The organism is Streptomyces sp. NPDC059010 (genome assembly GCF_042740355.1).
Classification (GTDB): Bacteria; Actinomycetota; Actinomycetes; order Streptomycetales; family Streptomycetaceae; genus Streptomyces.
The window spans coordinates 22,255-47,855 of the sequence record NZ_JBHYJA010000019.1 but is presented as its reverse complement, the minus strand read 5'-3'; the positions used below and the strand labels follow the sequence as shown (position 1 = coordinate 47,855).

Annotated in this window: 21 protein-coding genes; 15 read left to right on the top strand and 6 right to left on the bottom strand. The window is 68.8% G+C overall.

What is annotated here, in order from left to right; translation table 11 throughout:
- Positions 1 to 262: 262 nt before the first annotated feature.
- Positions 263 to 553, bottom strand: a complete 291-nt coding sequence (locus ACFWYS_RS21825) for a hypothetical protein (RefSeq protein WP_384771320.1) — start codon at positions 551 to 553, stop codon at positions 263 to 265.
- A gap of 393 nt (positions 554 to 946) precedes the next feature.
- Here ACFWYS_RS21825 and ACFWYS_RS21820 point away from each other — a divergent pair, with 393 nt between their 5' ends.
- The 9 genes from ACFWYS_RS21820 (at position 947) to ACFWYS_RS21780 (ending at position 12,893) form a co-directional block, all read left to right on the top strand.
- Complete coding sequence (locus ACFWYS_RS21820; RefSeq protein ID WP_384771667.1) at positions 947 to 3,130, top strand: ABC transporter family substrate-binding protein; 2,184 nt, start codon at positions 947 to 949, stop codon at positions 3,128 to 3,130.
- 107 nt (positions 3,131 to 3,237) lie between these two features.
- Entirely contained in the window at positions 3,238 to 3,906 is a 669-nt protein-coding gene (locus tag ACFWYS_RS21815; RefSeq protein ID WP_384771317.1) for a hypothetical protein, read from the top strand.
- A 136-nt stretch (positions 3,907 to 4,042) separates the two neighbouring features.
- Positions 4,043 to 5,950 (top strand): translational GTPase TypA, encoded by a 1,908-nt coding sequence (gene typA, locus ACFWYS_RS21810; RefSeq protein WP_384771315.1) that lies wholly within the window; start codon positions 4,043 to 4,045, stop codon positions 5,948 to 5,950.
- Positions 5,951 to 6,571: 621 nt separating this feature from the next.
- Positions 6,572 to 8,200 (top strand): ABC transporter substrate-binding protein, encoded by a 1,629-nt coding sequence (locus tag ACFWYS_RS21805; protein ID WP_384771312.1) that lies wholly within the window; start codon positions 6,572 to 6,574, stop codon positions 8,198 to 8,200.
- A 154-nt stretch (positions 8,201 to 8,354) separates the two neighbouring features.
- Positions 8,355 to 9,287 (top strand): ABC transporter permease, encoded by a 933-nt coding sequence (locus ACFWYS_RS21800; protein ID WP_384771307.1) that lies wholly within the window; start codon positions 8,355 to 8,357, stop codon positions 9,285 to 9,287.
- Positions 9,280 to 10,218, top strand: coding sequence for an ABC transporter permease (locus ACFWYS_RS21795; protein WP_384771303.1), 939 nt, complete (start codon positions 9,280 to 9,282; stop codon positions 10,216 to 10,218). The genes ACFWYS_RS21800 and ACFWYS_RS21795 overlap by 8 nt, the downstream gene beginning before the upstream one ends.
- Before the next feature lie 11 nt (positions 10,219 to 10,229).
- On the top strand, positions 10,230 to 11,282 hold the full coding sequence (locus ACFWYS_RS21790; protein WP_384771301.1) for an ABC transporter ATP-binding protein: 1,053 nt from the start codon (positions 10,230 to 10,232) through the stop codon (positions 11,280 to 11,282).
- Complete coding sequence (locus ACFWYS_RS21785; RefSeq protein WP_384771298.1) at positions 11,275 to 12,423, top strand: ABC transporter ATP-binding protein; 1,149 nt, start codon at positions 11,275 to 11,277, stop codon at positions 12,421 to 12,423. Before ACFWYS_RS21790 ends, ACFWYS_RS21785 begins: the two co-directional genes overlap by 8 nt.
- Positions 12,424 to 12,503: 80 nt before the next feature.
- Positions 12,504 to 12,893, top strand: coding sequence for a VOC family protein (locus ACFWYS_RS21780; protein WP_384771296.1), 390 nt, complete (start codon positions 12,504 to 12,506; stop codon positions 12,891 to 12,893).
- Here ACFWYS_RS21780 and ACFWYS_RS21775 read toward each other — a convergent pair.
- From ACFWYS_RS21775 to ACFWYS_RS21755, 5 genes are read right to left on the bottom strand one after another with little or no spacing between them, the layout of a single operon-like run.
- Positions 12,883 to 13,860, bottom strand: coding sequence for an ABC transporter ATP-binding protein (locus tag ACFWYS_RS21775; protein WP_384771293.1), 978 nt, complete (start codon positions 13,858 to 13,860; stop codon positions 12,883 to 12,885). The genes ACFWYS_RS21780 and ACFWYS_RS21775 overlap by 11 nt on opposite strands.
- A complete protein-coding gene (locus tag ACFWYS_RS21770) occupies positions 13,857 to 14,834 on the bottom strand; it encodes an ABC transporter ATP-binding protein (protein WP_384771290.1) in 978 nt (325 codons plus the stop codon). The genes ACFWYS_RS21775 and ACFWYS_RS21770 overlap by 4 nt, the downstream gene beginning before the upstream one ends.
- Positions 14,831 to 15,763, bottom strand: coding sequence for an ABC transporter permease (locus ACFWYS_RS21765; RefSeq protein WP_384771287.1), 933 nt, complete (start codon positions 15,761 to 15,763; stop codon positions 14,831 to 14,833). Before ACFWYS_RS21765 ends, ACFWYS_RS21770 begins: the two co-directional genes overlap by 4 nt.
- A complete protein-coding gene (locus ACFWYS_RS21760; protein WP_384771284.1) occupies positions 15,760 to 16,812 on the bottom strand; it encodes an ABC transporter permease in 1,053 nt (350 codons plus the stop codon). Before ACFWYS_RS21760 ends, ACFWYS_RS21765 begins: the two co-directional genes overlap by 4 nt.
- A gap of 6 nt (positions 16,813 to 16,818) precedes the next feature.
- The gene (locus tag ACFWYS_RS21755; protein ID WP_384771282.1) at positions 16,819 to 18,642 is read right to left on the bottom strand and encodes an ABC transporter substrate-binding protein; all 1,824 of its coding nucleotides are present in this window, start codon (positions 18,640 to 18,642) and stop codon (positions 16,819 to 16,821) included.
- 352 nt (positions 18,643 to 18,994) lie between these two features.
- Here ACFWYS_RS21755 and ACFWYS_RS21750 point away from each other — a divergent pair, with 352 nt between their 5' ends.
- The 6 genes from ACFWYS_RS21750 (at position 18,995) to ACFWYS_RS21725 (ending at position 25,409) form a co-directional block, all read left to right on the top strand.
- Positions 18,995 to 20,620: an ABC transporter substrate-binding protein gene (locus ACFWYS_RS21750; protein ID WP_384771279.1), complete on the top strand. Its 1,626-nt coding sequence runs from the start codon at positions 18,995 to 18,997 to the stop codon at positions 20,618 to 20,620.
- Between the two features lie 7 nt (positions 20,621 to 20,627).
- Positions 20,628 to 21,551 carry an ABC transporter permease gene (locus ACFWYS_RS21745; RefSeq protein ID WP_384771276.1) on the top strand — a complete coding sequence of 308 codons (924 nt, stop codon included), beginning with the start codon at positions 20,628 to 20,630 and terminating at the stop codon, positions 21,549 to 21,551.
- Positions 21,544 to 22,557, top strand: coding sequence for an ABC transporter permease (locus tag ACFWYS_RS21740; RefSeq protein ID WP_384771273.1), 1,014 nt, complete (start codon positions 21,544 to 21,546; stop codon positions 22,555 to 22,557). The genes ACFWYS_RS21745 and ACFWYS_RS21740 overlap by 8 nt, the downstream gene beginning before the upstream one ends.
- A 9-nt stretch (positions 22,558 to 22,566) precedes the next feature.
- The gene (locus ACFWYS_RS21735) at positions 22,567 to 23,541 is read left to right on the top strand and encodes an ABC transporter ATP-binding protein (protein ID WP_384771271.1); all 975 of its coding nucleotides are present in this window, start codon (positions 22,567 to 22,569) and stop codon (positions 23,539 to 23,541) included.
- Entirely contained in the window at positions 23,534 to 24,529 is a 996-nt protein-coding gene (locus tag ACFWYS_RS21730; protein ID WP_384771268.1) for an ABC transporter ATP-binding protein, read from the top strand. Before ACFWYS_RS21735 ends, ACFWYS_RS21730 begins: the two co-directional genes overlap by 8 nt.
- A 304-nt stretch (positions 24,530 to 24,833) precedes the next feature.
- Positions 24,834 to 25,409: a hypothetical protein gene (locus ACFWYS_RS21725; RefSeq protein WP_384771265.1), complete on the top strand. Its 576-nt coding sequence runs from the start codon at positions 24,834 to 24,836 to the stop codon at positions 25,407 to 25,409.
- Positions 25,410 to 25,601 lie beyond the last annotated feature (192 nt).

Here is a 25,601-nt window from a genome sequence, read left to right as displayed (position 1 = left end):
ACCCCATCAGTGGGCTTTTAGTGGGGGTATAGTTCGGGCCCGGTTTTTTTGCCCGCGTGGGCGCGGCCCGCCCTGTTCTATTAACGTTTCCCCCCCCCCCCCGGGGGGGGGGGGGGGGCGGGGGCCAGCCACCAGCGGTCGGTCCGCAGATGCGGGGCGGTGATCGCGGCGCGCGTACCGGCTCGTACGCCGCCGCTGTTCAGATGGGGTTCCGTACCAGTGGCCAATGCATGACTCCGGTCGGGTCAGGGGGCGACGGATTCTAGGGAGCGCGGCGGTCCCGGGCGCCGAGACCCTCGTCATCCGTGTCGATCCACAACGAGTCGTCGTACGGCGTGTCGGGGATGCTGACGAGCTCCGGCTTGCGCTGCGTGGCGGGGCTCGCGGCCGCCTCCCGCAGCAGCGCGAGGCTCTCGCGCAGGTGGTTGGCGTCGGTACGGACGCGGCGCATCTCCAGTCCGCCGGTACCGAGGTGCTGCTCCAGCCGGCCCACGGACCGGGACAGGTCGTCGAGGCAGCGCTGGACAGCTGTCAGGTCGTCTTGCACGGACATGACGTGACCTCACTTCCGTGGGCCGTTCGGCCCTTGGTGGCAACGTTCATGCGCCTGCGAGTGTTGCGCGTCACACCTGTCGCTGTGAAGGCATGTGCAGCGATTGGCGGATTGCACGCCTGAGACGCGCGCCCGCATGCGCTCTGTGTACGCCGGGGGAGCCGAAGAAGCGCGAGGGCGCGCAGCCGCCGTCCCCGGTGGATGCGTTGCTCCACACGGGTGGCCTTGTGCGTCCCCGCCGCCGTGTCGTCTCCGCCCGGCCAACCCTTTCCTCTTCAGTGGGGGCCCTTAGATCTGATCAACTCCAAAATACCGCCAAATGTGATCAGAACGCACTTATCGTCACCGGCGGGAGCGGCTCCCCGGAGGTACCCGATGTCCTACGACGGCGAGATGTCCTACGACGGCGTCGGACCCAGGCCGGCCCGAGGCGCGATCATGCGCGCGGCCGCATTCCTCGCGGCGGGTGCCCTGGCGGTGCCCGCGCTCGCCGGGTGCAGCTCCCCGGACCCGGCCGGAAAGCCGCTGGCCGGGCAGGACATCGCCCCGGCCGACCGGGCCTCGGTCGCCCAGGGCGGCACCCTGCGGTGGGCCGTGGACGCCGTACCGGAGACGCTGAACACCTTCCAGTCGGACGCCGACGCGACCACCACCCGGATCGCGCAGGCCACCCTGCCCTCGATGTTCCGCATCGACGAGCGCGGGCGCCCCGAGCGCAACCCCGACTACCTGGAGTCCGCGAAGGTCGTCGAGACCGAGCCCAAGCAGGTCGTCCTGTACAAGCTCAACCAGCAGGCCGTCTGGAGCGACGGCCGGGAGATCGGCGCCGCCGACTTCGCCGCCCAGTGGCGGGCCCTGTCCGGCAAGGACAGCGCCTACTGGACCGCCCGCAACGCCGGCTACGACCGCATCGAGAAGATCGAGCGCGGCAAGGGCGACCTGGAGGTCCGGGTGACCTTCGCGCAGCCGTACGCCGACTGGCGTTCGCTGTTCTCGCCGCTGTATCCGAAGGACGTCATGGGCACGCCGGACTCGTTCAACGACGGGGCGCGGCGCAAGCTGAAGGTCAGCGCCGGGCCGTTCTCGCTGAAGAAGATCAACCGCAAGTCCGACGAGGTACGGCTCGCCCGCAACCCCCGCTGGTGGGGACAGCGGGCCAAGCTGAACGAGATCGTGCTGCGGGCCGTCCCGCGCGACGAACGGGCCGCCGAGCTCGCCGCCGGACAGCTCGACCTGGCCGAGATCGACCCCGCCGCGGCCCGCCGTATCGCCCTCGCGTCACCTCCCCGGAGCGCGACCGCCAGCGCCTCCGGTACGCCGCTCACCTCCTCCTCGCCGCTGATGGGCCCCGACCGCCGCAAGCTGTCCCCCAAGCAGCGACGGGAGGCGGCCGCGTTCCGGGGCTTCGAGGTACGCCGCTCCCTGGAGCCGACGTACACCCAGCTCGCCCTCAACGGTGCCGACGGTCCGCTCGCCGACGAGCGGGTGCGGCGCGCCGTGGCCCGCGCACTCGACCGCGAGGAGCTGGCCAAGCTCGTCCTCACCCCCCTCGGCCTGCCCGCCGAGCCGGTCGGCAGCCACCTCGCCCTCTCCGGCCAGGCCGCCTACGCCGACAACAGCGGCGCGATCGGCGGCCAGGACACGGAGGAGGCCCAGGCCCTGCTCTCGGACGCCGGGTGGGTGGAGGGCGGACCGATCAAGAAGGGGAAGAAGGGGGAGAAGGCGGCGGGCTCGAAGGGGGAGAAGGCGGAGAAGAGCAAGTCCGAGAAGAGGTCGGGATCGGACTCGGACTCGGGATCGGACTCGGCGGGCGGTGACGACGGGACGTACATCGTCGGGGAGGGCAGCGGCGAGGACCACAAGGCGGACGGCGGCGAGGGCCGCGAGGGCAAGCACCTCGCGCAGGACGGCAAGCAGTACGGCACCCAGCAGCTGCAGCAGGCCGGCGCGCCCGGCGCGTACGCCCCGCGGGGCACCGCCGCACCGGCCGGCAAGGAGGCCCGGCCGCTGGCGAAGGGCGGCAAGCCGCTGATGCTGCGCTTCGTGGTGCCGTCGGGGGAGGGCTCGCAGACGCTGCGCACGGTGGCGGACCGGATCGGGCTGATGCTGGAGCGGGTCGGCATCCGTACCGCGATCACCAAGGTCTCGGACGAGAGCTACTTCAAGGACCACATCGCGAACGGCCAGTACGACCTCGCGCTGTACTCCTGGCCCACCTCCGCCTACCCCGCCACCGACGCCCGCCCGATCTACGCCAAGCCGGTCCCGGCCGCCGACGGCTCCCTGAACGTCGAGCAGAACTACACCCGCGTCGGCACCGACCAGGTCGACCAGCTCTTCGACCAGGCGATCGCCACGCTGGACGAGGGCGAGAACCGGGGCCTGATCCGCAAGGCCGACTCCCGCATCTGGGCGGCGGCCGGCTCGATCCCCCTCTACCAGCGCCCCCAGCTGACCGCCGCGAAGAAGACCGTCGCCAACGCGGGCGCCTTCGGCTTCCGGACGCCGGTCTATGAGGACATGGGGTTCCTGGAGAAGGGGGTGGGGGCGTCGGGGGGCGCGTCGCCCAGGAACTGACGCTCCCGAACGGCTTGCGGCCCCTCTCCCGCCTCCCGCACCATGAGCGCACTGATGATCAAGGCCGCGGGTGACTCCGGCGGCTGCACGGGGGAGAGGCCGAGACGATGCGTGCTGCGATACGGGCCTGTACGACGGGGCTGGCGGTGGCGGTGCTGGCAGTGGGGCTGACGGCCTGTACCGGGGACGGGAAGGACGAGCCCAAGAGCACGGGCAAGAGCGCCAAGGCCGTGGTGAAGGCGTGCGCCGACGGCACGTTCACGTGGACCGGCGTCAAGAAGCGGGACCGGCTGACCGGGGTCTCCGAGGCGCGGCGAGTCGGCGCCGACGGCACGTTCGACGTACAGCTTGAGCGGGTGTACACGCCCAAGCCGACCGTACGGGCCGCAGGGCCGGCCGTGTCCCCGGCGGAGGTCCTCTTCTCGCTGGGCAAGAGGATCGGCGAGATCGACTCCGACGCCCCCACCCTGGCAGAGGTGGACGGCGACACGTACTCCTTCACCGATGTGCACCTCGCGGCGCCGGATCTGGACAGCGGCTTGTCCAAGGTCACCGGTCCCGGAGAGCTCGTGGAGTACGTCGGGGTGCGGGAGTGGGAGGGTGACTTCCGCTACACCTGCTCCGGCGCGGAGACCACCACGGGGCACGCCAGGAACTGGACCCTCGACATGGCCGGTGTCCTCTCCTGCGACGAGTCCGTGGACGGCGACGGCCTCGCTCTTCAGGCCGCTCACCGTTCCTGTGCGGATGGCTCCCCGGTCCTGGAGAAGGCCTGACCCCACCCGCCCGCGAGCCGTCACCCCGGTGGCCCCGTACCATGGGGTGAGGCCGTGGCATGTTCCGCCCGGCAGGGCCCGCGTAACACAGACGTACGCGAGAGCCGTCCTCACCACTCCGGGAGTACGTCACACCATGGCCACGCGCCACGACATCCGCAACGTCGCCATCGTCGCCCACGTCGACCACGGCAAGACCACCATCGTGGACGGCATGCTGAAGCAGGCCGGTGCCTTCGCCGCCCACCAGCTTGAGGGCGTCGACGACCGCATGATGGACTCGAACGACCTGGAGCGTGAGAAGGGCATCACGATCCTCGCCAAGAACACGGCGGTGAAGTACCACCCGAAGGACGGGGGGGACGTCATCACCATCAACATCATCGACACCCCCGGTCACGCCGACTTCGGCGGCGAGGTCGAGCGCGGTCTGTCGATGGTCGACGGTGTCGTGCTGCTCGTGGACGCCTCCGAGGGCCCGCTCCCGCAGACCCGCTTCGTGCTGCGCAAGGCCCTCCAGCAGCGCCTGCCCGTCATCCTGTGCATCAACAAGACGGACCGCCCGGACTCCCGCATCGACGAGGTCGTCAACGAGACCTACGACCTCTTCCTCGACCTGGACGCGGACGAGGAGCAGATCGAGTTCCCGATCGTCTACGCCTGCGGCCGCGACGGCATCGCCTCGCTGACCAAGCCGGAGAACGGCACGGTGCCGGCGGACTCCAACAGCCTGGAGCCGTTCTTCTCCACGATCCTGGAGCACATCCCGGCCCCGACCTACGACGAGGCCGCCCCGCTCCAGGCGCACGTCACCAACCTGGACGCCGACAACTTCCTCGGCCGTATCGCGCTGCTCCGCGTCGAGCAGGGCGAGCTGCGCAAGGGCCAGACGGTCACGTGGATCAAGCGTGACGGCACGATGTCCAACGTCCGCATCAGCGAGCTGATGATGACCGAGGCGCTGACCCGCAAGCCCGCCGAGGTCGCCGGCCCGGGTGACATCTGTGCCGTCGCCGGTATCGCGGACATCATGATCGGCGAGACCCTCGCCGACACCGAGAACCCGGTCCCGCTGCCGCTGATCACGGTCGACGAGCCCGCGATCTCCATGACCATCGGCACGAACACCTCGCCGCTGGTCGGCCGTGGCGGCACCGGCAAGGGCGCCGACGCCAAGTCGGCCGTGAAGGACCGCAAGGTCACCGCCCGCCAGGTCAAGGACCGCCTGGACCGCGAGCTGATCGGTAACGTCTCGCTTCGCGTCATCGACACCGAGCGCCCCGACGCCTGGGAGGTGCAGGGCCGCGGTGAGCTGGCGCTGGCCATCCTGGTCGAGCAGATGCGCCGTGAGGGCTTCGAGCTGACCATCGGCAAGCCGCAGGTCGTCACGAAGGACGTCGACGGCAAGACATACGAGCCCGTCGAGCGCATGACGATCGACGTGCCCGAGGAGCACATGGGCGCGGTCACGCAGCTCATGGGCGTCCGCAAGGGCCGTATGGACAACATGTCCAACCACGGTTCGGGCTGGGTCCGCATGGAGTTCGTGGTCCCCTCGCGCGGCCTGATCGGGTTCCGGACCGAGTTCCTGACCCAGACCCGCGGCACCGGAATCGGGCACTCCATCCACGAGGGCTTCGAGCCCTGGTTCGGCAACCTGCAGACCCGCAACAACGGTTCGCTGGTCGCCGACCGCTCGGGTGCCGTCACCGCGTTCGCGATGACGAACCTCCAGGAGCGCGGGGTGCTGTTCACGGAGCCGGGCACCGAGGTGTACGAGGGCATGATCGTCGGCGAGAACTCCCGCTCCGACGACATGGACGTGAACATCACCAAGGAGAAGAAGCTCACGAACATGCGGTCCTCGTCGGCCGACTCGTTCGAGGCGATCGTCCCGCCGCGCAAGCTGTCGCTTGAGCAGTCCCTGGAGTTCTGCCGCGACGACGAGTGCGTCGAGGTCACCCCGGAGGCGGTGCGCATCCGCAAGGTGAACCTGGACGCCCGCGAGCGCGCCCGCGCCGCGAGCCGCGCCAAGCACGGCTGACACCGGCTCAGGGCGGACACGGCCGCCTGACACGACGACACCGGGCACCCGCTCAACAGCGGGTGCCCGGTGTCGTCGTAGGGGCAGGAGCGGCCCGTTGGCGTGACGCGACACACGGGTAGGGATAACCCTCTATTTACAGGAGGAGGGCCTGGTCTTCACCGGATGCCCACTACGCTGCTGTGGACCTGCTGTGTCGCCGTCGGTGTACACGCAGGGTGACTGAAGAGCCTTGCCGCGAGCGTGTGATGGATTCGCCCTGCACGACGGCTGCGGCGGCCGCAACTGATTTTTCACTGCGTTGCGTCCGGAATGCGGACACTCACTCCCGATAGATGTGTAACAAGTCCGTTTCGCAGGGATCTTTCGTCAAACCCTTTGTCCGGATTTTGGAAGAAGTAGCCGCCAGGTGTGATCGAACCGAGACCTTACGGGTGTGGTTCGGCCATGTGGCAATGACAGATAGTTAGGCGCGTAGAGCTCGGCAGAACGAGTCGCGCTGACGGGGCGCAGACTCGCGAGCGTGGGGGCACCAGACTTTCCTCGCCACCGGTGACGGTGGCGGTTGTGTGTCTTGTGCGCCCCTTTGCGGTGAACCAATGGACTCATGAGGAGGAACCCATGCGCGGTGCCAAGAGCGCCAAGTGGGTCGCGATAGCCGCGGTTGTGGCGCTGGGCGCGACCGCCTGTGGTGGTGGCAGTGGCGACGGCGGCAGCGACAGCAAGGCTGCCATCGACCCGAACGGCAAGTTCTCGATCGAGGTCGGGGAGCCGCAGAACCCGCTGCAGCCCGCGAACACCATGGAGTCCAACGGAAGCATCGTCACGCGTGCTCTGTTCTCCACCCTTGTCGACTACGACAAGAGCGGCAAGATCGTCATGGTGAACGCCCAGTCGGTGGACACCAAGGACAACAAGACCTTCACGGTCAAGCTGAAGCAGGGCTGGAAGTTCCACGACGGCACCCCGGTGACCGCCGAGTCCTTCGTCAAGGCGTGGAACTGGGCCGCGAACCCGGCCAACAAGCAGACCAACAGCTTCTGGTTCGCCGACATCAAGGGCTACTCCGACGTGGCCCCCGAGTCGGGCAAGCCGAAGGCGAAGGAGATGTCCGGCCTCAAGGTCGTCGACGACAACACCTTCACCATCGAGCTCACCAGCTCGATCCCGTACTTCGTCTACAAGCTGGGCTACGAGGTCTTCTCGCCGCTGCCCGAGTCCTTCTACAAGGACCCGAAGGCCGCCGGTGAGAAGCCGGTCGGCAACGGCCCCTACAAGTTCGTCAGCTGGGACCACAAGAAGCAGATCGAGGTCGCCCGCTACGACGACTACCAGGGTCCGAACAAGGCCAAGAACGGCGGTGTGCTCTTCAAGAACTACACCAGCCTTGAGACGGCCTACCAGGACCTGAAGTCCGGCAACGTCGACGTCCTGCGCCAGATCGCGCCCAAGGACCTCCCGGTCTACAAGCAGGACCTCGGCGACCGCGCCGTGGACCAGGCCTACTCCGCGGTCCAGACGATCGCCCCCGCCTTCTACACCAAGCAGTGGAAAGACATCGACCCGAAGGTCCTCCAGGGCCTGTCGATGGCGATCGACCGTCCGACCATCACCAAGACGGTCCTCCAGAACACCCGTGAGCCCGCCACCGGCTGGGTCGCCAAGGGCGTTCTCGGCTACCAGCCGAGCCTGGGCACCGACATCTTCAAGTTCGACCCGGCCAAGGCCAAGCAGCTCATCAAGGAGGGCGGCGGCGTTCCCGGCAACGCCATCTCCATCCAGTACAACGCCGACGGCGGCCACAAGGACTGGGTCGAGGCGGTCTGCAACTCCATCACCAAGGCCGTCGGTGTGAAGTGCACCGGCGACTCCAAGGCCGACTTCCAGGCCGACCTCAACGCGCGTGACGCGAAGGAGGTCAAGTCCCTGTACCGCTCGGGCTGGGTGCTGGACTACCCCTTCAACGCCAACTTCCTGCGCGACCTGTTCGGCACCAAGTCGTCCGGCAACCAGAGCGGCTTCTCCAACAAGGAGATCGACACCCTGATCTCCCAGGCGGACGCCGCCAAGACGCAGGACGAGTCGATGAAGCTGTACCAGGAGCTGGAGAAGAAGCTCCCCGAGTACATGCCGAGCATTCCGCTCTGGTACTACAAGGTCAACGCGGGCTACTCGGAGAACGTCACCGGTGTCGCGTACGCCCAGGACGGTGACCCGGTTCTGACCGGCGTTCAGGTCAAGAAGAAGTAATCGCTGACAGCCCGCGATCCCGGGAGCGGCGCCGTACGGTGCGCCGCCCCGGGGGGACGGCAGCGGCTGGGGGGCCCTTTCGACACGCATCGTTCACGGGTGCGCGTGGAAAGGGCCCGTCGGCTGCCGCTGCTGGAATTGACATGGAGGCACGATGGGGCGCTACGTCGCACGACGACTGCTCCAGATGATCCCGGTGTTCATCGGGACGACATTGCTGATCTTTCTCATGGTCTACGCCCTGCCCGGCGACCCCGTGCGAGGGCTCTTCGGCGACAAGGCCGGCAGCCCGCAGGTGATCGCGGCCCTGAGACATGAGTACGGCCTGGACCAGCCGATCCTGGTGCAGTACTTCGACTACATGAAGGGCATGATTCTGCACGCCGACTTCGGCACGCAGATCGCCAGCGGCCGCCCCGTCACCGATGTACTCGGCGAGGCTTTCCCGGTGACGCTCCGTCTGGCCGGACTCGCCTTCGCCTTCGAAGCGGTACTGGGCCTCGCGCTCGGCATCGTCAGCGGGCTGCGCGCCGGGCGGATCACCGACAACGCGATCCTGGTGATCACGCTTCTTCTGATCTCGGTCCCGGTCTTCGTCCTCGGCTTCATCCTCCAGATGGTCTTCGCCGACCAGCTCGGATGGGTGGACCCCAGCGTCAGTGACGAGACCGACCTCAGCCAGTTCATCCTGCCGGCGGTCGTCCTGGGCACCGCCTCTCTGGCATACGTCACCCGGCTCACCCGGACGTCGATCGCCGAGAACCTGCGCGCCGACTACCTCCGCACGGCCATCGCCAAGGGCCTCCCGCGGCGCCGTGTGGTGGGCGTCCACCTGCTGCGCAACTCGCTGATCCCGGTGGTCACCTTCCTCGGCACCGACCTCGGTGCGCTGATGGGCGGCGCCGTCGTCACCGAGCGCATCTTCAACATCCATGGTGTGGGCGGCACGATCGCCGATTCCATCGTGCGCCGCGAGGGCACGACCCTGGTCGGCCTGGTGACCGTCCTGGTCCTCATCTACCTCCTCGCCAGCCTGCTCGTCGACCTGCTCTACGCGGTCCTGGACCCGAGGATTCGCTATGCCTGACGTGACCCAGACCGCCACCAAAAAGGTCGGCGCGGAGCCGGCAGTGGCAGCGGCCGTCGACGCAAAGCCCGAGAAGGCCCGCAGCCTGTGGGGCGACGCTTGGGCCGATCTGCGCCGAAGCTGGATCTTCATCGTCTCCAGCGTGTTGATCCTGCTCCTGCTGACGATCACCTTCTTCCCCGGCTGGTTCACCAGCGCCACCCCGGTTCTGGGCGACCTGTCGAAGCACTACATCCAGAAGCCGAAGCTGGGCGAGGTGGGCTCCGCCGACTGGCTGGGCTACGACGCCCAGGGCCGTAGCGTCTACGCGCGTGTCATCTACGGCACCCGGGCCTCGGTGTCGGTCGGCTTCGGCACCACCATCGTGGTCACCGTCGTGGGCGGCCTGATCGGCATGATCGCCGGCTACTTCGGCGGCGTCCTCGACTCGATCCTGTCCCGGCTGACGGACGTCTTCTTCGGCATCCCGTTCCTGCTCGGCACGATGGTCGCGTTGAACTCCTTCACCGATCGCACCACCTGGGTGGTCATCGGCGCACTCGGCTTCTTCGGCTGGACCCAGATCGCCCGTGTCATGCGTGGCGCGGTCATCACCACCAAGCAGGCGGACTATGTGCAGGCCGCCAAGGCCCTCGGTGCCAGCACGACACGCATCATGTTCCGGCACATCCTGCCGAACACCCTCGCCCCGGTGATCGTCGTCGCCACCATCTCGCTCGGTGTCTACATCGGTGCCGAGGCGACGCTGTCCTACCTGGGCCTCGGTCTGAACGGCGTCTCGTGGGGCAACGACATCTCCGATGGCGGCAACTCCATCCGCGTCGCCCAGTGGATCATGCTGTACCCGTCGATCATGCTCAGCATCACGGTGCTGGCGTTCATCATGCTCGGTGAGGCCGTCCGCAACGCCCTCGACCCGAAGATGCGCTGAGGGAGGCGTACGTGACCATCATCGAAGAAGTCGCTCCCGTGCCGTCGCCCCGCGACGGCGACGGTGCCCCGCTGCTCGAAGTGCGTGACCTGCACGTCGAGTTCCACACCCGTGAGGGCCTCGCCAAGGCCGTCAACGGCGTCAACTACAGCGTGAACATGGGCGAGACGCTCGCCGTGCTCGGCGAGTCCGGCTCCGGCAAGTCCGTCACCGCCCAGGCCATCATGGGCATCCTCGACATGCCGCCGGCGAAGATCCCGCAGGGCGAGATCCTCTTCCGCGGCCAGGACATGCTGAAGATGTCCGGTGAGGAGCGCCGCAAGATCCGCGGTCAGCGCATCGCCATGATCTTCCAGGACGCGCTGTCCTCGCTCAACCCGGTCCTGACCGTCGGCTACCAGCTCGGCGAGATGTTCCGTGTCCACCAGGGCATGTCCAAGAAGGACGCCAAGGCCAAGGCGATCGAGCTGATGGACCGGGTGAAGATCCCGGCCGCCGCGGCCCGGGTGAACGACTACCCGCACCAGTTCTCCGGCGGTATGCGCCAGCGCATCATGATCGCGATGGCGCTCGCCCTGGAGCCGGACCTGATCATCGCCGACGAGCCCACCACGGCCCTCGACGTGACGGTCCAGGCCCAGGTCATGGACCTGCTCGCGGAGTTGCAGCGCGAGTACAACATGGGCCTGATCCTGATCACCCACGACCTCGGCGTGGTCGCCGACGTCGCGGACAAGATCGCGGTGATGTACGCGGGGCGCATCGTGGAGCGTGCCCCCGTCCATGAGCTGTACAAGCGCCCCGCGCACCCGTACACCAAGGGTCTGCTGGACTCGATCCCGCGCCTGGACCAGAAGGGCCAGGAGCTGTACGCGATCAAGGGTCTGCCGCCCAACCTGCTGCGCATCCCGACCGGTTGCGCCTTCAACCCGCGCTGCCCCCAGGCGCAGGACGTCTGCCGTACCGACGTCCCGCTCCTGAACCCGGTCGCCGAGCCGGACGGCACCGAGCTGGCCGGCCGCGGCTCGGCCTGCCACTTCTGGAAGGAGACGATCCATGGCTGAGCTCAGCAAGAACGACGAGCCGCAGGACGCCACGCCGAACGTCTCCGAGGTCGAGGTCGTCGACGCGCACTCCGAGTCGGAGGCGGTCGCCGCGATCGAGGCGCCGGTCGAGCGGGGTGAGCCGATCCTGCAGGTGCGCAACCTGGTGAAGCACTTCCCGCTCACCCAGGGCATCCTGTTCAAGAAGCAGGTCGGTGCGGTCAAGGCCGTCGACGGTGTGTCCTTCGACCTGTACCAGGGCGAGACGCTGGGCATCGTGGGCGAGTCGGGTTGCGGCAAGTCCACCGTCGCCAAGCTCCTGATGAACCTGGAGCGGGCGACGGCCGGCGAGATCTTCTACAAGGGCCAGGACATCACCAAGCTGTCCGGGCGTGCGCTGAAGGCGGTCCGGCGGAACATCCAGATGGTGTTCCAGGACCCGTACACCTCGCTCAACCCGCGTATGACGGTGGGCGACATCATCGGGGAGCCGTTCGACATCCACCCCGAGGTGGCTCCGAAGGGGGACCGGCGCCGCAAGGTGCAGGAGCTCCTGGACGTGGTCGGCCTGAACCCGGAGTACATCAACCGGTACCCGCACCAGTTCTCCGGCGGTCAGCGCCAGCGCATCGGCATCGCCCGCGGTCTGGCTCTGAACCCCGAGATCATCATCTGCGACGAGCCGGTCTCCGCGCTGGACGTGTCGGTCCAGGCACAGGTCATCAACCTGATGGAGCGCCTGCAGAACGAGTTCAACCTGTCCTACCTCTTCATCGCCCACGACCTGTCGATCGTCCGGCACATCTCGGACCGGGTCGGTGTGATGTACCTCGGCAAGATGGCCGAGATCGGCTCCGACGAGCAGATCTACGACCACCCGACGCACCCCTACACCCAGGCGCTGCTGTCGGCGGTCCCGGTCCCCGACCCCGACGCCCGCGACAACCGCGAGCGGATCATCCTCACCGGCGACGTCCCGTCCCCGGCCAACCCACCCTCGGGCTGCCGCTTCCGCACCCGCTGCTGGAAGGCCCAGGACAAGTGCGCCAAGGAGGTCCCCCTCCTGGCGATCCCGGAACGCTTCAAGGGCCAGGACACCCCGGCGGCCCACGAGTCGGCGTGCCACTTCGCGGAGGAGAAGGACGTCGTCCACGCGGCGTGACGTCCCAGCACCTCAAACCGGTTCCCGGCACCCTCACGAGGGCGCCGGGAACCGGTGTTTTTCCATGAAGAGAGGCTCAGTTGCTGCACCACATCGAGCTGTGGGTCCCCGACCTGCCCCGAGCGACCCGCGCATGGGGCTGGCTGCTCACCCGGCTCGGCTACGACCCGTACCAGGACTGGGAGCACGGCCGCAGCTGGCGTCTGGGCCCGACGTATCTCGTCGTGGAGCAGTCACCGGCCCTGACCGGCACCGACCACGACCGCACCCGCCCGGGCCTCAACCACCTCGCCTTCCACGCCGGAACCCGCGACGAGGTGGACGCGCTGGCCGCCGAAGCCCCCGCCCACGGCTGGACGCCGCTCTTCGCGGACCGGTACCCGTACGCGGGCGGCCCGGAGCACTACGCGGCCTACCTCGCGAACTCCGACGGTTTCGAGGTGGAGTTGGTGGCCGCCGTCACGCCGTGATCCGTGCCCGAGCCCAATGGCAAGCCACCTGTGCCTCCCCACCCCCGCCAAGCACCTCCGGATCCACCCCCCGACAGGCGTCCGCCACCCCCGCCCGTTCCGCGTCCCCGCTCGCCAGCACCTGGCAGCGGGCGTGGAAGCGGCAGCCGGAGGGGATGCGGGACGGGTCCGGGGGTTCGCCGGTGAGGATCACCGGGGCGCCCGGGGCTTCCGGCAGGACCGACAGGAGTGCCTGGGTGTAGGGGTGGCGCGGGGTCGTCAGGACCTGTTCCACGGCTCCCGTCTCCACGATCCGGCCCAGGTACATCACGGCCACCCGGTCCGCGATGTTCCACGCCAGGCCCAGGTCGTGGGTCACCACCAGCGCCGACAGGCCGAGGTCGGTGCGCAGGCGGAGCAGCAGGGCGAGGATTTCGCCGCGTACGGACGCGTCCAGGGAGGCCACCGGCTCGTCGGCGATCAGGAGTTCGGGCTCCAGGACCAGCGCGCCGGCGATGACCACGCGCTGGCGCTGGCCGCCGGAGAGTTCGTGCGGGTAGCGCAGGAAGAAGCGCTCGGGGGGCCGTAGCCCCGCCCGGGACAGGGCTTCCGCGACCGCCGTGCGTTCGTCGCCCGCGTAGCCGTGGATCCGTAGACCCTCCGCCACCGCGTCGTACACCGTGTGCCGGGGGTTCAGCGATCCCGTCGGGTCCTGGAGGACCAGCTGGACGCGCCGCCGGTACGCCTTCAGGGCCCGTGAGCTGTAGCGCAGGTCCTCGCCGTCGAAGACGATCCGGCCCTCCGTCGGCGGCACCAGGCCCAGCAACGCCCGCGCCAGCGTCGTCTTGCCGCAGCCCGACTCGCCCACCAGCGCCACGATCTCCCCGGCGCCGATGTCGAGTTCGACACCGTCCACGGCCCGGGCGGGCCGGGCGCCGTGCCGGCCGGGGTAGGTGACGTGCAGGCCCTGTGCGCTCAAGAGGGTCATGATGCGTTCCTCGCGTCCTGCGTCGCCGCCGTGACATGCACGCACGCAGCCCGGCGGTCCTCGTCGGCCTCGTGGAGTTCCTGGTCGTCCGTCGCGCAGGAGTCCAGGGCGACCGGGCAGCGCGGATGGAAGGCGCATCCGGAGGGGACCGCGGACGGGTCCGGGGGGTCGCCCGGCAGGCCGCGCGGGGCAAACCTCGACGCCGGGTCGCCGATTCTCGGGAACGCCTCCGACAGAGCCTTGCCGTACGGGTGCCGGGCGTCCTCGTAGACCCTCCGCGCCGGGCCCTCCTCGATCACCCGGCCCGCGTACATCACCGCCAGCCGGTCGCAGGTGTCGGCGAGGACCGCGAGGTCGTGACTGATCGCGATCAGGCCCAGGTCCTGGTCCGTCACGAGCTGTTCGATCAGGCGGAGGATCTGGGCCTGGATCATCACGTCCAGCGCGGTGGTCGGCTCGTCGGCGATGACGAGGCGCGGGGCGCAGGCCAGCGCCATGGCGATCATGACGCGTTGACGCTGGCCGCCGGAGAGTTCGTGCGGGTACGCCGCCGCCCGCGCCGCCGGCAGGCCCACCTGCTCCAGCAGCTCGCCGGTCTTCTTCCGCGCGCCCGCCGGCGTCGCCTTCCGGTGCAGCAGGATCGGCTCGGCGATCTGGTCGCCGACCCGGTGGACGGCGTTGAGCGAGTGCATCGCGCCCTGGAAGACGATGGACGCCCCCGCCCAGCGCACCGCCCGCACCCGGCCCCACTTCATGGTGAGGACGTCCTCGCCGTCCAGCAGCACCTCCCCGCCGATCCGCGTCCCGGCCGGCAGCAGCCGTAGCAGGGCGAGGGCGAGCGTGGACTTGCCGCAGCCCGACTCGCCCGCGATGCCCAGCTTCTGCCCGGCCCCCAGCGTCAGGTCGACGCCCCGTACGGCGGCCGCGCCGCCCGGGTACGTCACCTCCAGATCCCGTACCTCCAGCAGCGTCAACGGGCCACCCCCAGCCGGGGGTTGAGGACCGACTCCACCGTGCGCCCGCACAGCGTGAACGCCAGTGCCACCACCGCGATCGCGATGCCCGGCGGCACCAGGTACCACCACATTCCGGAGCTGACCGCCCCCGCCTCCCGCGCGTCCTGGAGCAGCCCGCCCCACGACACCACGGTCGGATCGCCCAGCCCCAGGAAGGCGAGCGTCGCCTCGGCGAGGATGGAGGACGAGATCATCAGCGTCGTCTGGGCGAGGACCAGGGGCATGACATTGGGCAGCACATGCCGGGACATGATGTGCCAGTGCCCGCCGCCCAGCGCCGTCGCCCGTTCGATGTACGGCCGTGACTCCACCGCCAGCGTCTGCGCCCGCACCAGCCGGGCCGTGGTCGGCCAGGAGGTCACGCCGATCGCCAGCACGACCGTGCCCAGCGAGCGGGACATCACGGTGGCCAGCGCGATGGCGAGGACCAGGGTCGGCATCACCAGGAACCAGTCGGTGACCCGCATCAGCACGGTGGCGTACGCCCCCTTGAAGTGCCCAGCGGTGATCCCGACCAGCGTGCCGATCGCCACCGACAGCGCGGCCGCGAGCAGACCGACCAGCAGCGACACCCGCGCACCCCACACCAGCAGGCCCAGCAGATCCCGCCCGAACCGGTCGGTGCCCAGCGGGAACTCGGCGCTCGGGCTCTCCATCGGCCGCCCCGGCGCCCCCGTCACGCTGGACACGTCGGAGCCGACCGTGAGGGGGGCGGTGAGCGCCAGCAGCGCGAACAGGGTGAGTGCGATCATTCCCACCAGCCCCGCGCGATGGGTGCGGTACTGCTTCCAGAAACGTACGACGGACTGGCGCCGCCGCTGCCGGGCGAGCGCGCGCGGGCTGGTCGCCGGAGCCTTGGCCCCGGTGCTCTTCGTATCGGTCGTCATCGGCCCACCCGGGGGTCGAGCAGCGGATAGACCAGGTCGGCCAGGGTGTTCATGACGATCACCGCCGCTGCGAAGAAGAGGAACAGGCCCTGCACCAGCGGCAGATCGGGCACGCTCAGCGCCTGGTAGAACAGCCCGCCGAGGCCCGGCCAGGAGAACACCGTCTCGACGAGGATCACGCCCGCGACGGTCCGGCCCAGGTTGACGAAGACCAGCGTCACCGTCGGCAGCAGCGCGTTCGGCACGGCATGCCGGCGCCGGACCAGGTCGTCCCTGAGCCCCTTGGCGCGGGCGGTCGTCAGATAGTCGCTGCCCATCTCGTCCAGCAGCGCCGAGCGGGCCACCAGCAGGGTCTGGCCGTACTCGACCGCGACCAGGGTGACGACGGGCAGGATCAGATGGTGGGCGACATCGAGGACGTACGCGAAGCCCTCCTCACCGCCGGACTCCATGCCACCGGTCGGGAAGAGCCCGGGAATCGGGCCCATCCCCACCGAGAACACGATGATCAGCAGCAGGCCCAGCCAGAAGGAGGGGATCGAGTAGAGGGTCAGGGCCAGGCCCGTGTTCAGGCGGTCGCCCAGCCCGCCGTGGCGCCAGGCCGAGCGGGTGCCCAGCACGATGCCGAGCAGGGTGTACAGCACGAACGCGGTGCCGGTGAGCAGCAGCGTGTTGGGCAGCGCCTCGGAGATCTTGTCGACGACGGGCGCGCGGAACTGGTACGACGTCCCGAGGTCCCCGGTGAGCGCCTTGCCGCAGTAGTCGGTGAACTGCTGCCACAGCGGCAGATCGAGCCCGAACTCGCGCCGGTAGGCGGCCAGTTGCTCCGCGGAGACCGGGCGGCCGCCCGTCATGGTCTTGACCGGGTCGCCCGGAATCAGACGGAACAGGAAGAACCCGGTGACGAGGACGGCGAGCAGGGAGACGGCGGCGCCGCCCACCTTTCCGGCGCCGTAGCGCAGATAGCGCGTGGTGGTGAGCGCCCGCGGTTCCCGGACCGCGGGCGCGGCGGCCCCGACGGCCGCGGTGGACGGTGCTTCGGCGGTCATGGGCTGCTACTCGCGGTCCTCGGCGGTGGTCCTGCGGCGCAGCGCGAAGAACACCCCCGCGCCGACGAGGACGACCGCACCGGCGACGACCCCGATGACGACGCCCGCCGAGCCGGAGCCGCCGGAGGAGCCGTCGGAGTCCGCCGGGGTCGCCGACCACCAACTCCAGTAGCCGTCCTGCCCGTAGATGTTGCCGGCCTTCGCGGGCATCGTCGTGATCGACTTGATCTGGTCCGTGCGGTAGGCCTCGACCGCGTTCGGGTACGCCATGACGTTCATGTACCCGAGGTCGTACAGCCGTGACTCCATCTGCTTGACGATGTCCGCCCGTTTGGCGGCGTCGTACTCGGCGAGCTGCTTCGTGTACAGGTCGTCGTACTTCTTGTCGCAGATGAAGTTGTCGGTCGCGCCGGTGTCCTTCGGGGTGGCGGGGAGGGCGGCGCAGGTGTGGATCGACAGCACGAAGTCCGGGTCGGGGTTGACGGACCAGCCGTCGAAGGCGAGGTCGTAGTTGCCCGCGAGCCAGGGATCGCTGACGTTGTCCAGGCAGTCCAGGGTCACGCCGATGCCGAGCTTGCCCCACCACTCCTTGAGGTACTGCCCTATGGCCTTGTCGTTGGAGTCGGTGGCGTGGCACAGGATGCGGTAGTCGATCGGTTTGCCGTCCTTGCCGACGCGCTTGCCGTCGCCGTTCTTCTTGTAGCCCGCCCGGTCGAGGAGTTGGCCGGCCTTGGCGGGGTCGTAGGCGAGTTCCTGCCCGTCCGTCGGCTTCCAGAAGTACGGGGCGAAGCGGGGCGGGATGTACCCGGCGCCCTGCTGCGCGTACCCCTGGAACACCTTGTCGATGATGGTCGTGCGGTCGACGGCCATGAACAGGGCGTGCCGCACCCGCTGGTCCAGCAGGGAGGGGTCGCCGTTGCCCATCTTCTGGCCGTTTTTCGCCTTGGCCCCGGGGTTGACGGCGAGGGCGTAGAAGCGGCGGCCGGGGGCGTCGTTGACGTGGATGTTCTTCTCGCCCTTGAGGGAGGCCGCCTGAGCGGGCGTCAGCGCCGGGGCTCCGGCGACGAAGGAGACCTCACCCTTGCGCAGGGCGGCGACCGCCGCGTCCTGGTCCTTGTAGTAGCGGAAGACCAGCTCGTCGAACTTCGGTGCCCCGCGCCAGAAGTCCATGTTGGCCTTCAGCCGCACATAGCTGTCGGGCTTGTAGTCGGTGAGGACGAACGGCCCGTTTCCGACGATGGGGAACTTCTTGTCGTTGTTGAACTCCGCGAAGTCGCCGACCTTCTCCCAGATGTGCTTCGGCACGATCGGCACGTCCAGCGCCGTCATCGTGGCCTGCGGCTTCTTCAGCTCGATGACCAGCTCGGTCGGGCTCGGGGCGGTCACCTTGCGGAAGTTGGTGACGAAGCTGCCGTTGGCGGTGGCCGCGTCCTCGTCGGTCATCATCTTGTTGAACGTCCACGCCGCGTCCTCGGCGGTGGCCTGCCGCCCGTCGGACCACTTGGAGTCCTTGCGGATGGTGTACGTCCAGGTCAGCTTGTCCGGCGACGACTTCCACCGGGTCGCCAGGGCCGGGACGGTGTGGCCGTCCCCCGGGTCGTAGTTGGTGAGGTACTCGTACATCAGCCGGTGGACGCTGGTGCTCAGGAGCCGCGCGGCCAGGAAGGGGCTCAGCGAGTCGACGCTCTGGGCGACCGCGACGGTGAGCACCTTGTCGCCGTCCGCGGCCGCCGCCTGCTGCGGCACGAGTCCGGCGGACAGCGTCAGGACGGCGGCTCCGGCGGCGGCGAGGAGCCGCCGTGCTCTGCTGTGCTGCTCGTGAGTGCTCATGGTCGTGACCTCGCGTCATCGCTTGCACAGGGACGGCTTGTTGGACGGCTGGCTGGCATGGCTGATGGGGCTGTCAGCGCTGTTCTGCGCGTGTCAACGGCGCATGAAACCCCATGTGGCCTGCGGAAAACAACGAAGTGATGAGATTGAGACAGCCATTGGTCCACACCGGTGAAGGGTCCCTGGTGGAGCCCTGACGGACCTGCGCGGATTTCCGGACAGGGCGGTCGCGGCCCGGATGGGCTAACGGCACCTCGGATGGGCGCCCTGCGCATGCACAGCCCCTCACGGCTGCCGATATTTGCTGCCAAGGCGCGGCGAATCCCGGGCGGCGCGGTCAGGAGGAGGCACCATGCGCGGAGCCAGGCACGCCGGACGGGCCGCGGTCGCGGTGGCCGTCGCCCTCACGGCGACGGCCTGCGGAGGCGGCGGCGACACCGGCGGTGACACCGGCGCGGTGCTCAGCTCCTCCTGGACCGACCCGCAGAACCCGCTGGAGCCCGCCAACACCAACGAGGTGCAGGGCGGCAAGGTGCTCTCCATGATCTTCCGCGGGCTCAAGCAGTACGACCCGAAGACCGGCGAGGCCGAGGACATGCTCGCCGAGCGGATCGAGACCACCGACTCACGGAACTACACCATCACGCTCAAGGACGGCTGGACCTTCAGCGACGGCGAGAAGGTCACCGCCGGCTCCTTCGTGGACGCCTGGAACTACGGGGCGAGCCTGAAGAACAACCAGAAGAACGCCTACTTCTTCGGCTACATCGACGGCTACGACCAGGTCCACCCGGAACAGGGCGCACAGCGCGCCGAGACGATGAGCGGCCTGAAGGTCGTGGACGACCGCACCTTCACCGTCAGGCTCAGCCAGAAGTTCTCCGGCTTCCCCGACACCCTCGGCTACAACGCCTTCGTGCCGCTGCCCCGGGCGTTCTTCGACGACCACGCCGGCTGGCTCGCCAAGCCCGTCGGCAACGGGCCGTACGCCGTGGAGTCGTACACCAAGGGCTCCGAGATGCGGCTGACGAAATGGGACGCCTATCGGGGCGAGGACGCGGCCCGCAACGCAGGCGTCGCCCTCAAGGTCTACACGGACAACAACACGGCCTACACCGACCTGCTCGCCGGCAACCTCGACCTCGTGGACGACGTACCGGCCCAGCAGCTGAAGAACGTCCGCGGCGACCTCGGCGACCGCTATCTGAACACCCCGGCCGGCATCATCCAGACCCTGGCCTTCCCCTACTACGACAAGGACTGGAACAAGTCCGGCTCGGTCAAGGTCCGTCAGGGGCTGTCCCGGGCGATCAACCGGGACCAGATCACCCGGACCATCTTCCAGGGCACCCGCACCCCCGCCACCGACTGGACCTCACCCGTCCTCGGCAAGGACGGCGGCTACAAGGCGGGGCTGTGCGGTCAGTGGTGCGAGTACGACGCCGCCGCGGCCAAGAAGCTGATCAAGGAGGGCGGCGGGCTGCCCGGCGGCCAGGTGAAGATCACGTACAACGCGGACACCGGCTCCCACAAGCTGTGGGTGGACGCCGTCTGCAACTCCATCAACAACGCCCTGGACAACGACCGGGCCTGCGTCGGCAACCCGATCGGCACCTTCGCCGACTTCCGCAGCAAGTCCACGACCCAGAAGCTCTCCGGGCCGTTCCGGGCGGGCTGGCAGATGGACTACCCGCTGCCCCAGAACTTCCTCCAGCCGCTCTACTACACCGACGCCTCCTCCAACGACGGCAAGTGGTCGAGCCCGGAGTTCGACAAGCTGGTCGACGAGGCGAACGCCGAGACCGACCCCGCGAAGGCCGTGGAGATGTTCCAGAAGGCCGAGGAGGTCGTCCGGGACAACATGGCGGCCATCCCGCTCTGGTACCAGAACGGCAGCGCCGGCTGGTCGGAGCGGCTGTCGAACGTGGCCCTCAACCCGTTCAGCGTCCCGGTCTACGACCAGATCAAGGTCGGTTGAGCCGGCCGTGGGGCAGTACGTCGTCCGGCGCCTGCTGCAGATGGTCCCGGTGTTCATCGGGGCGACCCTGCTGATCTTCCTCATGGTGAACGTGATGGGCGACCCCGTCGCGGGCCTGTGCGGCGACCGGCAGTGCGACCCGGCGACGGCCGCCCAGCTGCGCAGGGAGTTCGGCCTCGACAGGCCGGTGTGGCAGCAGTACCTGACCTACATGGGGAACGTCTTCACCGGAGACTTCGGTACGGCGTTCAACGGCCAGGAAGTCACCGAGCTGATGTCGACGGCCTTCCCGGTCACCCTCCGCCTCACGATCGTGGCGATCCTCTTCGAGGTCCTCATCGGCATCACCCTGGGCGTCGTCACCGGCCTGCGCCGCGGCCGCCCGGTGGACACCGGCGTACTCCTCGCCACCCTGGTGGTGATCTCCGTCCCCACCTTCGTCACCGGACTGCTGCTCCAGCTGCTGCTCGGCGTCGAATGGGGCTGGATCCGGCCATCGGTCTCCACGGCCGCCCCCTTCGCGGAACTGCTCCTGCCGGGCCTGGTCCTGGCCTCGGTCTCCCTCGCGTACGTCACCCGGCTGACCCGCACCTCCATCGCGGAGAACCGCCGCTCCGACTACGTCCGTACAGCGATCGCGAAGGGCCTGCCCAGAAGCCGGGTGGTGACGCGGCATCTGCTGCGCAACTCCCTCATCCCGGTCGTCACGTTCATCGGCGCCGACATCGGCTTCCTCATGGGCGGGGCCATCGTCACCGAGCGGATCTTCAACATCCACGGCGTCGGCTACCAGCTCTACCAGGGCATCCTGCGCCAGAACACCCAGACGGTCGTCGGCTTCGTGACGGTCCTGGTCCTCGTCTTCCTCCTGTGCAACCTGGTCGTCGACCTTCTGTACGCCGTACTCGACCCGAGGATCCGCTATGCCTGAGCAGCCGTTCCGGTCCGAGGGGGCGATGGCCGCCGGCGGCACGGGCGCCGCGATGCACATGACGGCGGGCGAGGCGGAAACGGCCGTACGCCATGGCCCGGCCCCCTCGGACGCCCGGCCGCCCGCCGAACCGGATCCCGCGGCCGCCGCACCGGCCGACCGCCCCCGCAGCCTCTGGTCCGACGCCTGGCGGGACCTGCGCCGCAACCCGGTCTTCCTCATCTCGGCCCTGATCATCCTCTTTCTGCTGCTCATCGCGGTCTTCCCGGCGGCGATCGCCTCCGGCAGCCCCCTGAAATGCGACCTCGCCAAGGCCCAGCAGGGCTCGGCGCCCGGCCATCCCTTCGGCTACGACGGCCAGGGCTGCGACGTCTACACACGCACGGTGTACGGCGCCCGTACGTCCGTCACGGTCGGAGTCTGCGCCACGCTCGGGGTCGCGGTCCTCGGCTCGGTGCTGGGGGCGCTGGCCGGCTTCTTCGGCGGCCTGTGGGACTCGTTCCTCTCCCGCGTCACCGACGTCTTCTTCGCGATCCCGGTGGTCCTCGGCGGCCTCGTCCTGCTCTCGGTGGTGACCAGCAACTCGGTCTGGCCGGTGATCGGCTTCATCGTGCTGCTCGGCTGGCCGCAGCTCTCCCGCATCGCCCGCGGCGCGGTCATCACGGCCAGACAGAACGACTACGTCCAGGCCGCCCGCGCCCTGGGCGCCTCCAGCTCCCGCATCCTGCTCCGCCACATCGCGCCCAACGCGGTGGCCCCGGTGATCGTGGTCGCGACCATCGCGCTGGGCACGTACATCGCGCTGGAGGCGACCCTGTCCTACCTGGGCGTGGGCCTGAAACCTCCGAGCGTCTCCTGGGGCATCGACATCTCGGCGGCCTCCCCGTACATCCGCAACGCCCCCCACGCCCTGCTGTGGCCCTCGGGCGCCCTGGCGATCACGGTCCTGGCCTTCATCATGCTGGGCGACGCGGTACGCGACGCCCTCGACCCGAAGCTGAGGTGACCCGGCGTCATGCTGCTCGAAGTGCGGGATCTGCAGGTGGAGTTCCGGACCCGGGACGGGGTCGCCAAGGCCGTCAACGGCGTCAGCTACGGCGTGGAGGCCGGGGAGACGCTGGCCGTGCTGGGGGAGTCCGGGTCCGGGAAGTCGGTCACCGCACAGGCGGTGATGGGGATTCTGGACATGCCGCCGGGGCGGGTCACCGGGGGTGAGGTCCTCTTTCAGGGGCGGGACCTGCTGAAGCTGAAGGAGGACGAGCGGCGCAGGGTGCGGGGTGCCGAGATGGCGATGATCTTCCAGGACGCGCTGTCGTCGCTCAATCCCGTACTGACCGTCGGTGACCAGCTCGGCGAGATGTTCGTCGTGCACCGGGGGATGTCGCGCAAGGACGCCCGTGCGAAGGCCGTCGAGCTGATGGACCGCGTGCGCATCCCGGCCGCCGGGGAACGCGTCGGGCAGTACCCTCACCAGTTCTCCGGCGGTATGCGCCAGCGCATCATGATCGCGATGGCCCTCGCCCTCGAACCGGCTCTCATCATCGCCGACGAGCCCACCACCGCCCTCGACGTCACCGTCCAGGCCCAGGTCATGGACCTGCTCGCCGAGCTGCGGCGCGAGTACGACATGGGGCTCGTCCTGATCACCCACGACCTCGGTGTCGTGGCGGACGTCGCCGACCGGATCGCCGTGATGTACGCGGGCCGGATCGTCGAGTCGGCCCCGGTCCACGACATCTACAAGGCGCCGGCGCACCCGTACACGCGCGGACTGCTTGATTCGATCCCCCGTCTTGATCAGAAGGGGCAGGAGCTGTACGCGATCAAGGGGTTGCCGCCCAACTTGATGAAGATCCCGCCGGGTTGCGCGTTCAACCCCCGCTGCCCGATGGCTCAGGACGTGTGCCGGACGGACGTACCCCCGCTGTACGAGGTCGCCGAGGACAGGGTGAGCGCCTGCCACTTCTGGAGGGAGTGCCTCAATGGTTGAGCCGATCCTGGAAGTGACCGGACTGGTCAAGCACTATCCGTTGACCCAGGGCATCCTGTTCAGGAGGCAGATCGGTGCCGTCAAGGCCGTTGATGGTGTGGACTTCACGCTCAACAGTGGAGAAACCCTCGGCATCGTCGGGGAGTCCGGCTGCGGCAAATCAACAGTTGCCAAGATGCTGGTCAACCTTGAGCAGCCGACCTCCGGCACGATCAAGTACAGGGGCCAGGACATCACCGAGCTGTCCGGGCGTGCGCTGAAGGCGGTCCGGCGGAACATCCAGATGGTGTTCCAGGACCCGTACACCTCGCTCAACCCGCGTATGACGGTGGGCGACATCATCGGGGAGCCGTTCGACATTCACCCCGAGGTGGCTCCGAAGGGGGACCGGCGCCGCAAGGTGCAGGAGCTCCTGGACGTCGTCGGCCTGAACCCGGAGTACATCAACCGGTACCCGCACCAGTTCTCCGGCGGTCAGCGCCAGCGCATCGGCATCGCCCGCGGCCTGGCCCTGCGCCCGGAGGTCATCGTGGCCGACGAGCCGGTCTCCGCGCTGGACGTGTCGGTCCAAGCACAGGTCATCAACCTGATGGAGCGCCTGCAGAACGAGTTCGACCTCTCCTACGTCTTCATCGCCCACGACCTGTCGATCGTCCGGCACATCTCCGACCGGGTGGGGGTGATGTACCTCGGACGGATCGTGGAGATCGGCGGGGACACCGAGATCTACGACCGCCCCACGCATCCCTACACCCAGGCCCTGCTCTCCGCGGTACCCGTGCCGGACCCGGAGGCCCGCGAGCACCGCAGGCGCCTCATCCTCAGCGGCGACGTGCCGTCCCCGACGAGCATCCCCTCCGGCTGCCGCTTCCGCACCCGCTGCTGGAAGGCCCAGGAGCGCTGCGAACGGGAGGATCCGGCGCACCTCCCGGTCGGCCCGGCGGCGGGACACCTCTCGGCCTGCCACTTCGCGGAGGTGGCCGCATAGCCGCACAAACAGGCATCAACTGCGTTAACACACAGGCAACTCGGCCGACCCGACCCCGATATACGGACGCGTCAGTCTGAGCAGCGTACGGCCGTGCGGGTGCCGTGAACGAGCCGGGGTGCGCCATGTCACCCCGGCTCGTTGCTATGTGGGCGTCCTGTGAAGCCGGTGCGCCCACTACGTGTGAAGGCAAACACGCTTTCGGTTCGTTGTGAGAGCTGTTAGGTTCTCCTGTGACTGGCGGGGGGCCTGATAGTTGACCACGTCACCCCCCGTGTGTGTATCTACATGGGGGATTTTTCGCATGCGCGCAAAGAACGCGTTCCGTTCTGCCCTGGCCGTTTCCGCTCTGGCGCTGATCGGCACCTCCGTGCCGGGCCAGGCCGTCGCCGCCGCCGACACGACGTCGCACGCCGCGCCCGCCGCGGCCGTCGTCCAGGCCGACGACCTCACCTTCGCCTCGCAGGCGTCCAAGAGCGCCCGCTCCATCGTGTCCGCCAACCCGAAGGCCGCCGCCCGAGCCGCGACGGTGTGCGGCGCGGGCTACACGCAGATCCTCACGGCGAAGCGGCTGCCGAACGACAGCACCCGCTACGCGACCGTCTACGTGTACACCGACGGCTCCACCACCGGTCCGCGCATCTACGACAGGCCGACCTGCGGCGTCCTGCACAACGAGACCGGCTCCGCCCAGTACATGGGCATCCGGCTGAAGGACAACTACACCGACACCCCGCACGACGAGGACTTCGGCACGTTCAGCACCTACGCCGGCCCCGTCCGCCAGAAGAAGGGCTACTGCGGCGAGGTGTACTCGTACATGAAGAAGGGCGGCCGGGTCGTCATCGACAACGTCTCCTCGGTCGGCACCTGCAACTGACCTCCTCCGCACGAGGATTCACCCCTCTGGCCTGACCCCACGTCACATCACCACGCCGTCGCCGCATGTCCTGGCGACGGCGCGGTGGGGGGGGGGGGGCCCCCCCGGGGCGGGGGGGGGGCGCCACCGGGTTGTTTGGTGAGTTTTTTTTGGTGAGAAGAGGGGGGGGGGGGGTTGGAAAAAATAAGCCCC

What these genes read in the sequence shown, in the direction of transcription:
- ACFWYS_RS21825 (WP_384771320.1), bottom strand. Translation starts at nt 553, where the DNA reads ATGTCCGTGCAAGACGACCTGACAGCTGTCCAGCGCTGCCTCGACGAC.
- ACFWYS_RS21820 (WP_384771667.1), top strand. Translation starts at nt 947, where the DNA reads ATGTCCTACGACGGCGTCGGACCCAGGCCGGCCCGAGGCGCGATCATG.
- ACFWYS_RS21815 (WP_384771317.1), top strand. Translation starts at nt 3,238, where the DNA reads ATGCGTGCTGCGATACGGGCCTGTACGACGGGGCTGGCGGTGGCGGTG.
- typA (WP_384771315.1), top strand. Translation starts at nt 4,043, where the DNA reads ATGGCCACGCGCCACGACATCCGCAACGTCGCCATCGTCGCCCACGTC.
- ACFWYS_RS21805 (WP_384771312.1), top strand. Translation starts at nt 6,572, where the DNA reads ATGCGCGGTGCCAAGAGCGCCAAGTGGGTCGCGATAGCCGCGGTTGTG.
- ACFWYS_RS21800 (WP_384771307.1), top strand. Translation starts at nt 8,355, where the DNA reads ATGGGGCGCTACGTCGCACGACGACTGCTCCAGATGATCCCGGTGTTC.
- ACFWYS_RS21795 (WP_384771303.1), top strand. Translation starts at nt 9,280, where the DNA reads ATGCCTGACGTGACCCAGACCGCCACCAAAAAGGTCGGCGCGGAGCCG.
- ACFWYS_RS21785 (WP_384771298.1), top strand. Translation starts at nt 11,275, where the DNA reads ATGGCTGAGCTCAGCAAGAACGACGAGCCGCAGGACGCCACGCCGAAC.
- ACFWYS_RS21775 (WP_384771293.1), bottom strand. Translation starts at nt 13,860, where the DNA reads ATGACCCTCTTGAGCGCACAGGGCCTGCACGTCACCTACCCCGGCCGG.
- ACFWYS_RS21765 (WP_384771287.1), bottom strand. Translation starts at nt 15,763, where the DNA reads ATGACGACCGATACGAAGAGCACCGGGGCCAAGGCTCCGGCGACCAGC.
- ACFWYS_RS21760 (WP_384771284.1), bottom strand. Translation starts at nt 16,812, where the DNA reads ATGACCGCCGAAGCACCGTCCACCGCGGCCGTCGGGGCCGCCGCGCCC.
- ACFWYS_RS21755 (WP_384771282.1), bottom strand. Translation starts at nt 18,642, where the DNA reads ATGAGCACTCACGAGCAGCACAGCAGAGCACGGCGGCTCCTCGCCGCC.
- ACFWYS_RS21750 (WP_384771279.1), top strand. Translation starts at nt 18,995, where the DNA reads ATGCGCGGAGCCAGGCACGCCGGACGGGCCGCGGTCGCGGTGGCCGTC.
- ACFWYS_RS21740 (WP_384771273.1), top strand. Translation starts at nt 21,544, where the DNA reads ATGCCTGAGCAGCCGTTCCGGTCCGAGGGGGCGATGGCCGCCGGCGGC.
- ACFWYS_RS21735 (WP_384771271.1), top strand. Translation starts at nt 22,567, where the DNA reads ATGCTGCTCGAAGTGCGGGATCTGCAGGTGGAGTTCCGGACCCGGGAC.
- ACFWYS_RS21730 (WP_384771268.1), top strand. Translation starts at nt 23,534, where the DNA reads ATGGTTGAGCCGATCCTGGAAGTGACCGGACTGGTCAAGCACTATCCG.
- ACFWYS_RS21725 (WP_384771265.1), top strand. Translation starts at nt 24,834, where the DNA reads ATGCGCGCAAAGAACGCGTTCCGTTCTGCCCTGGCCGTTTCCGCTCTG.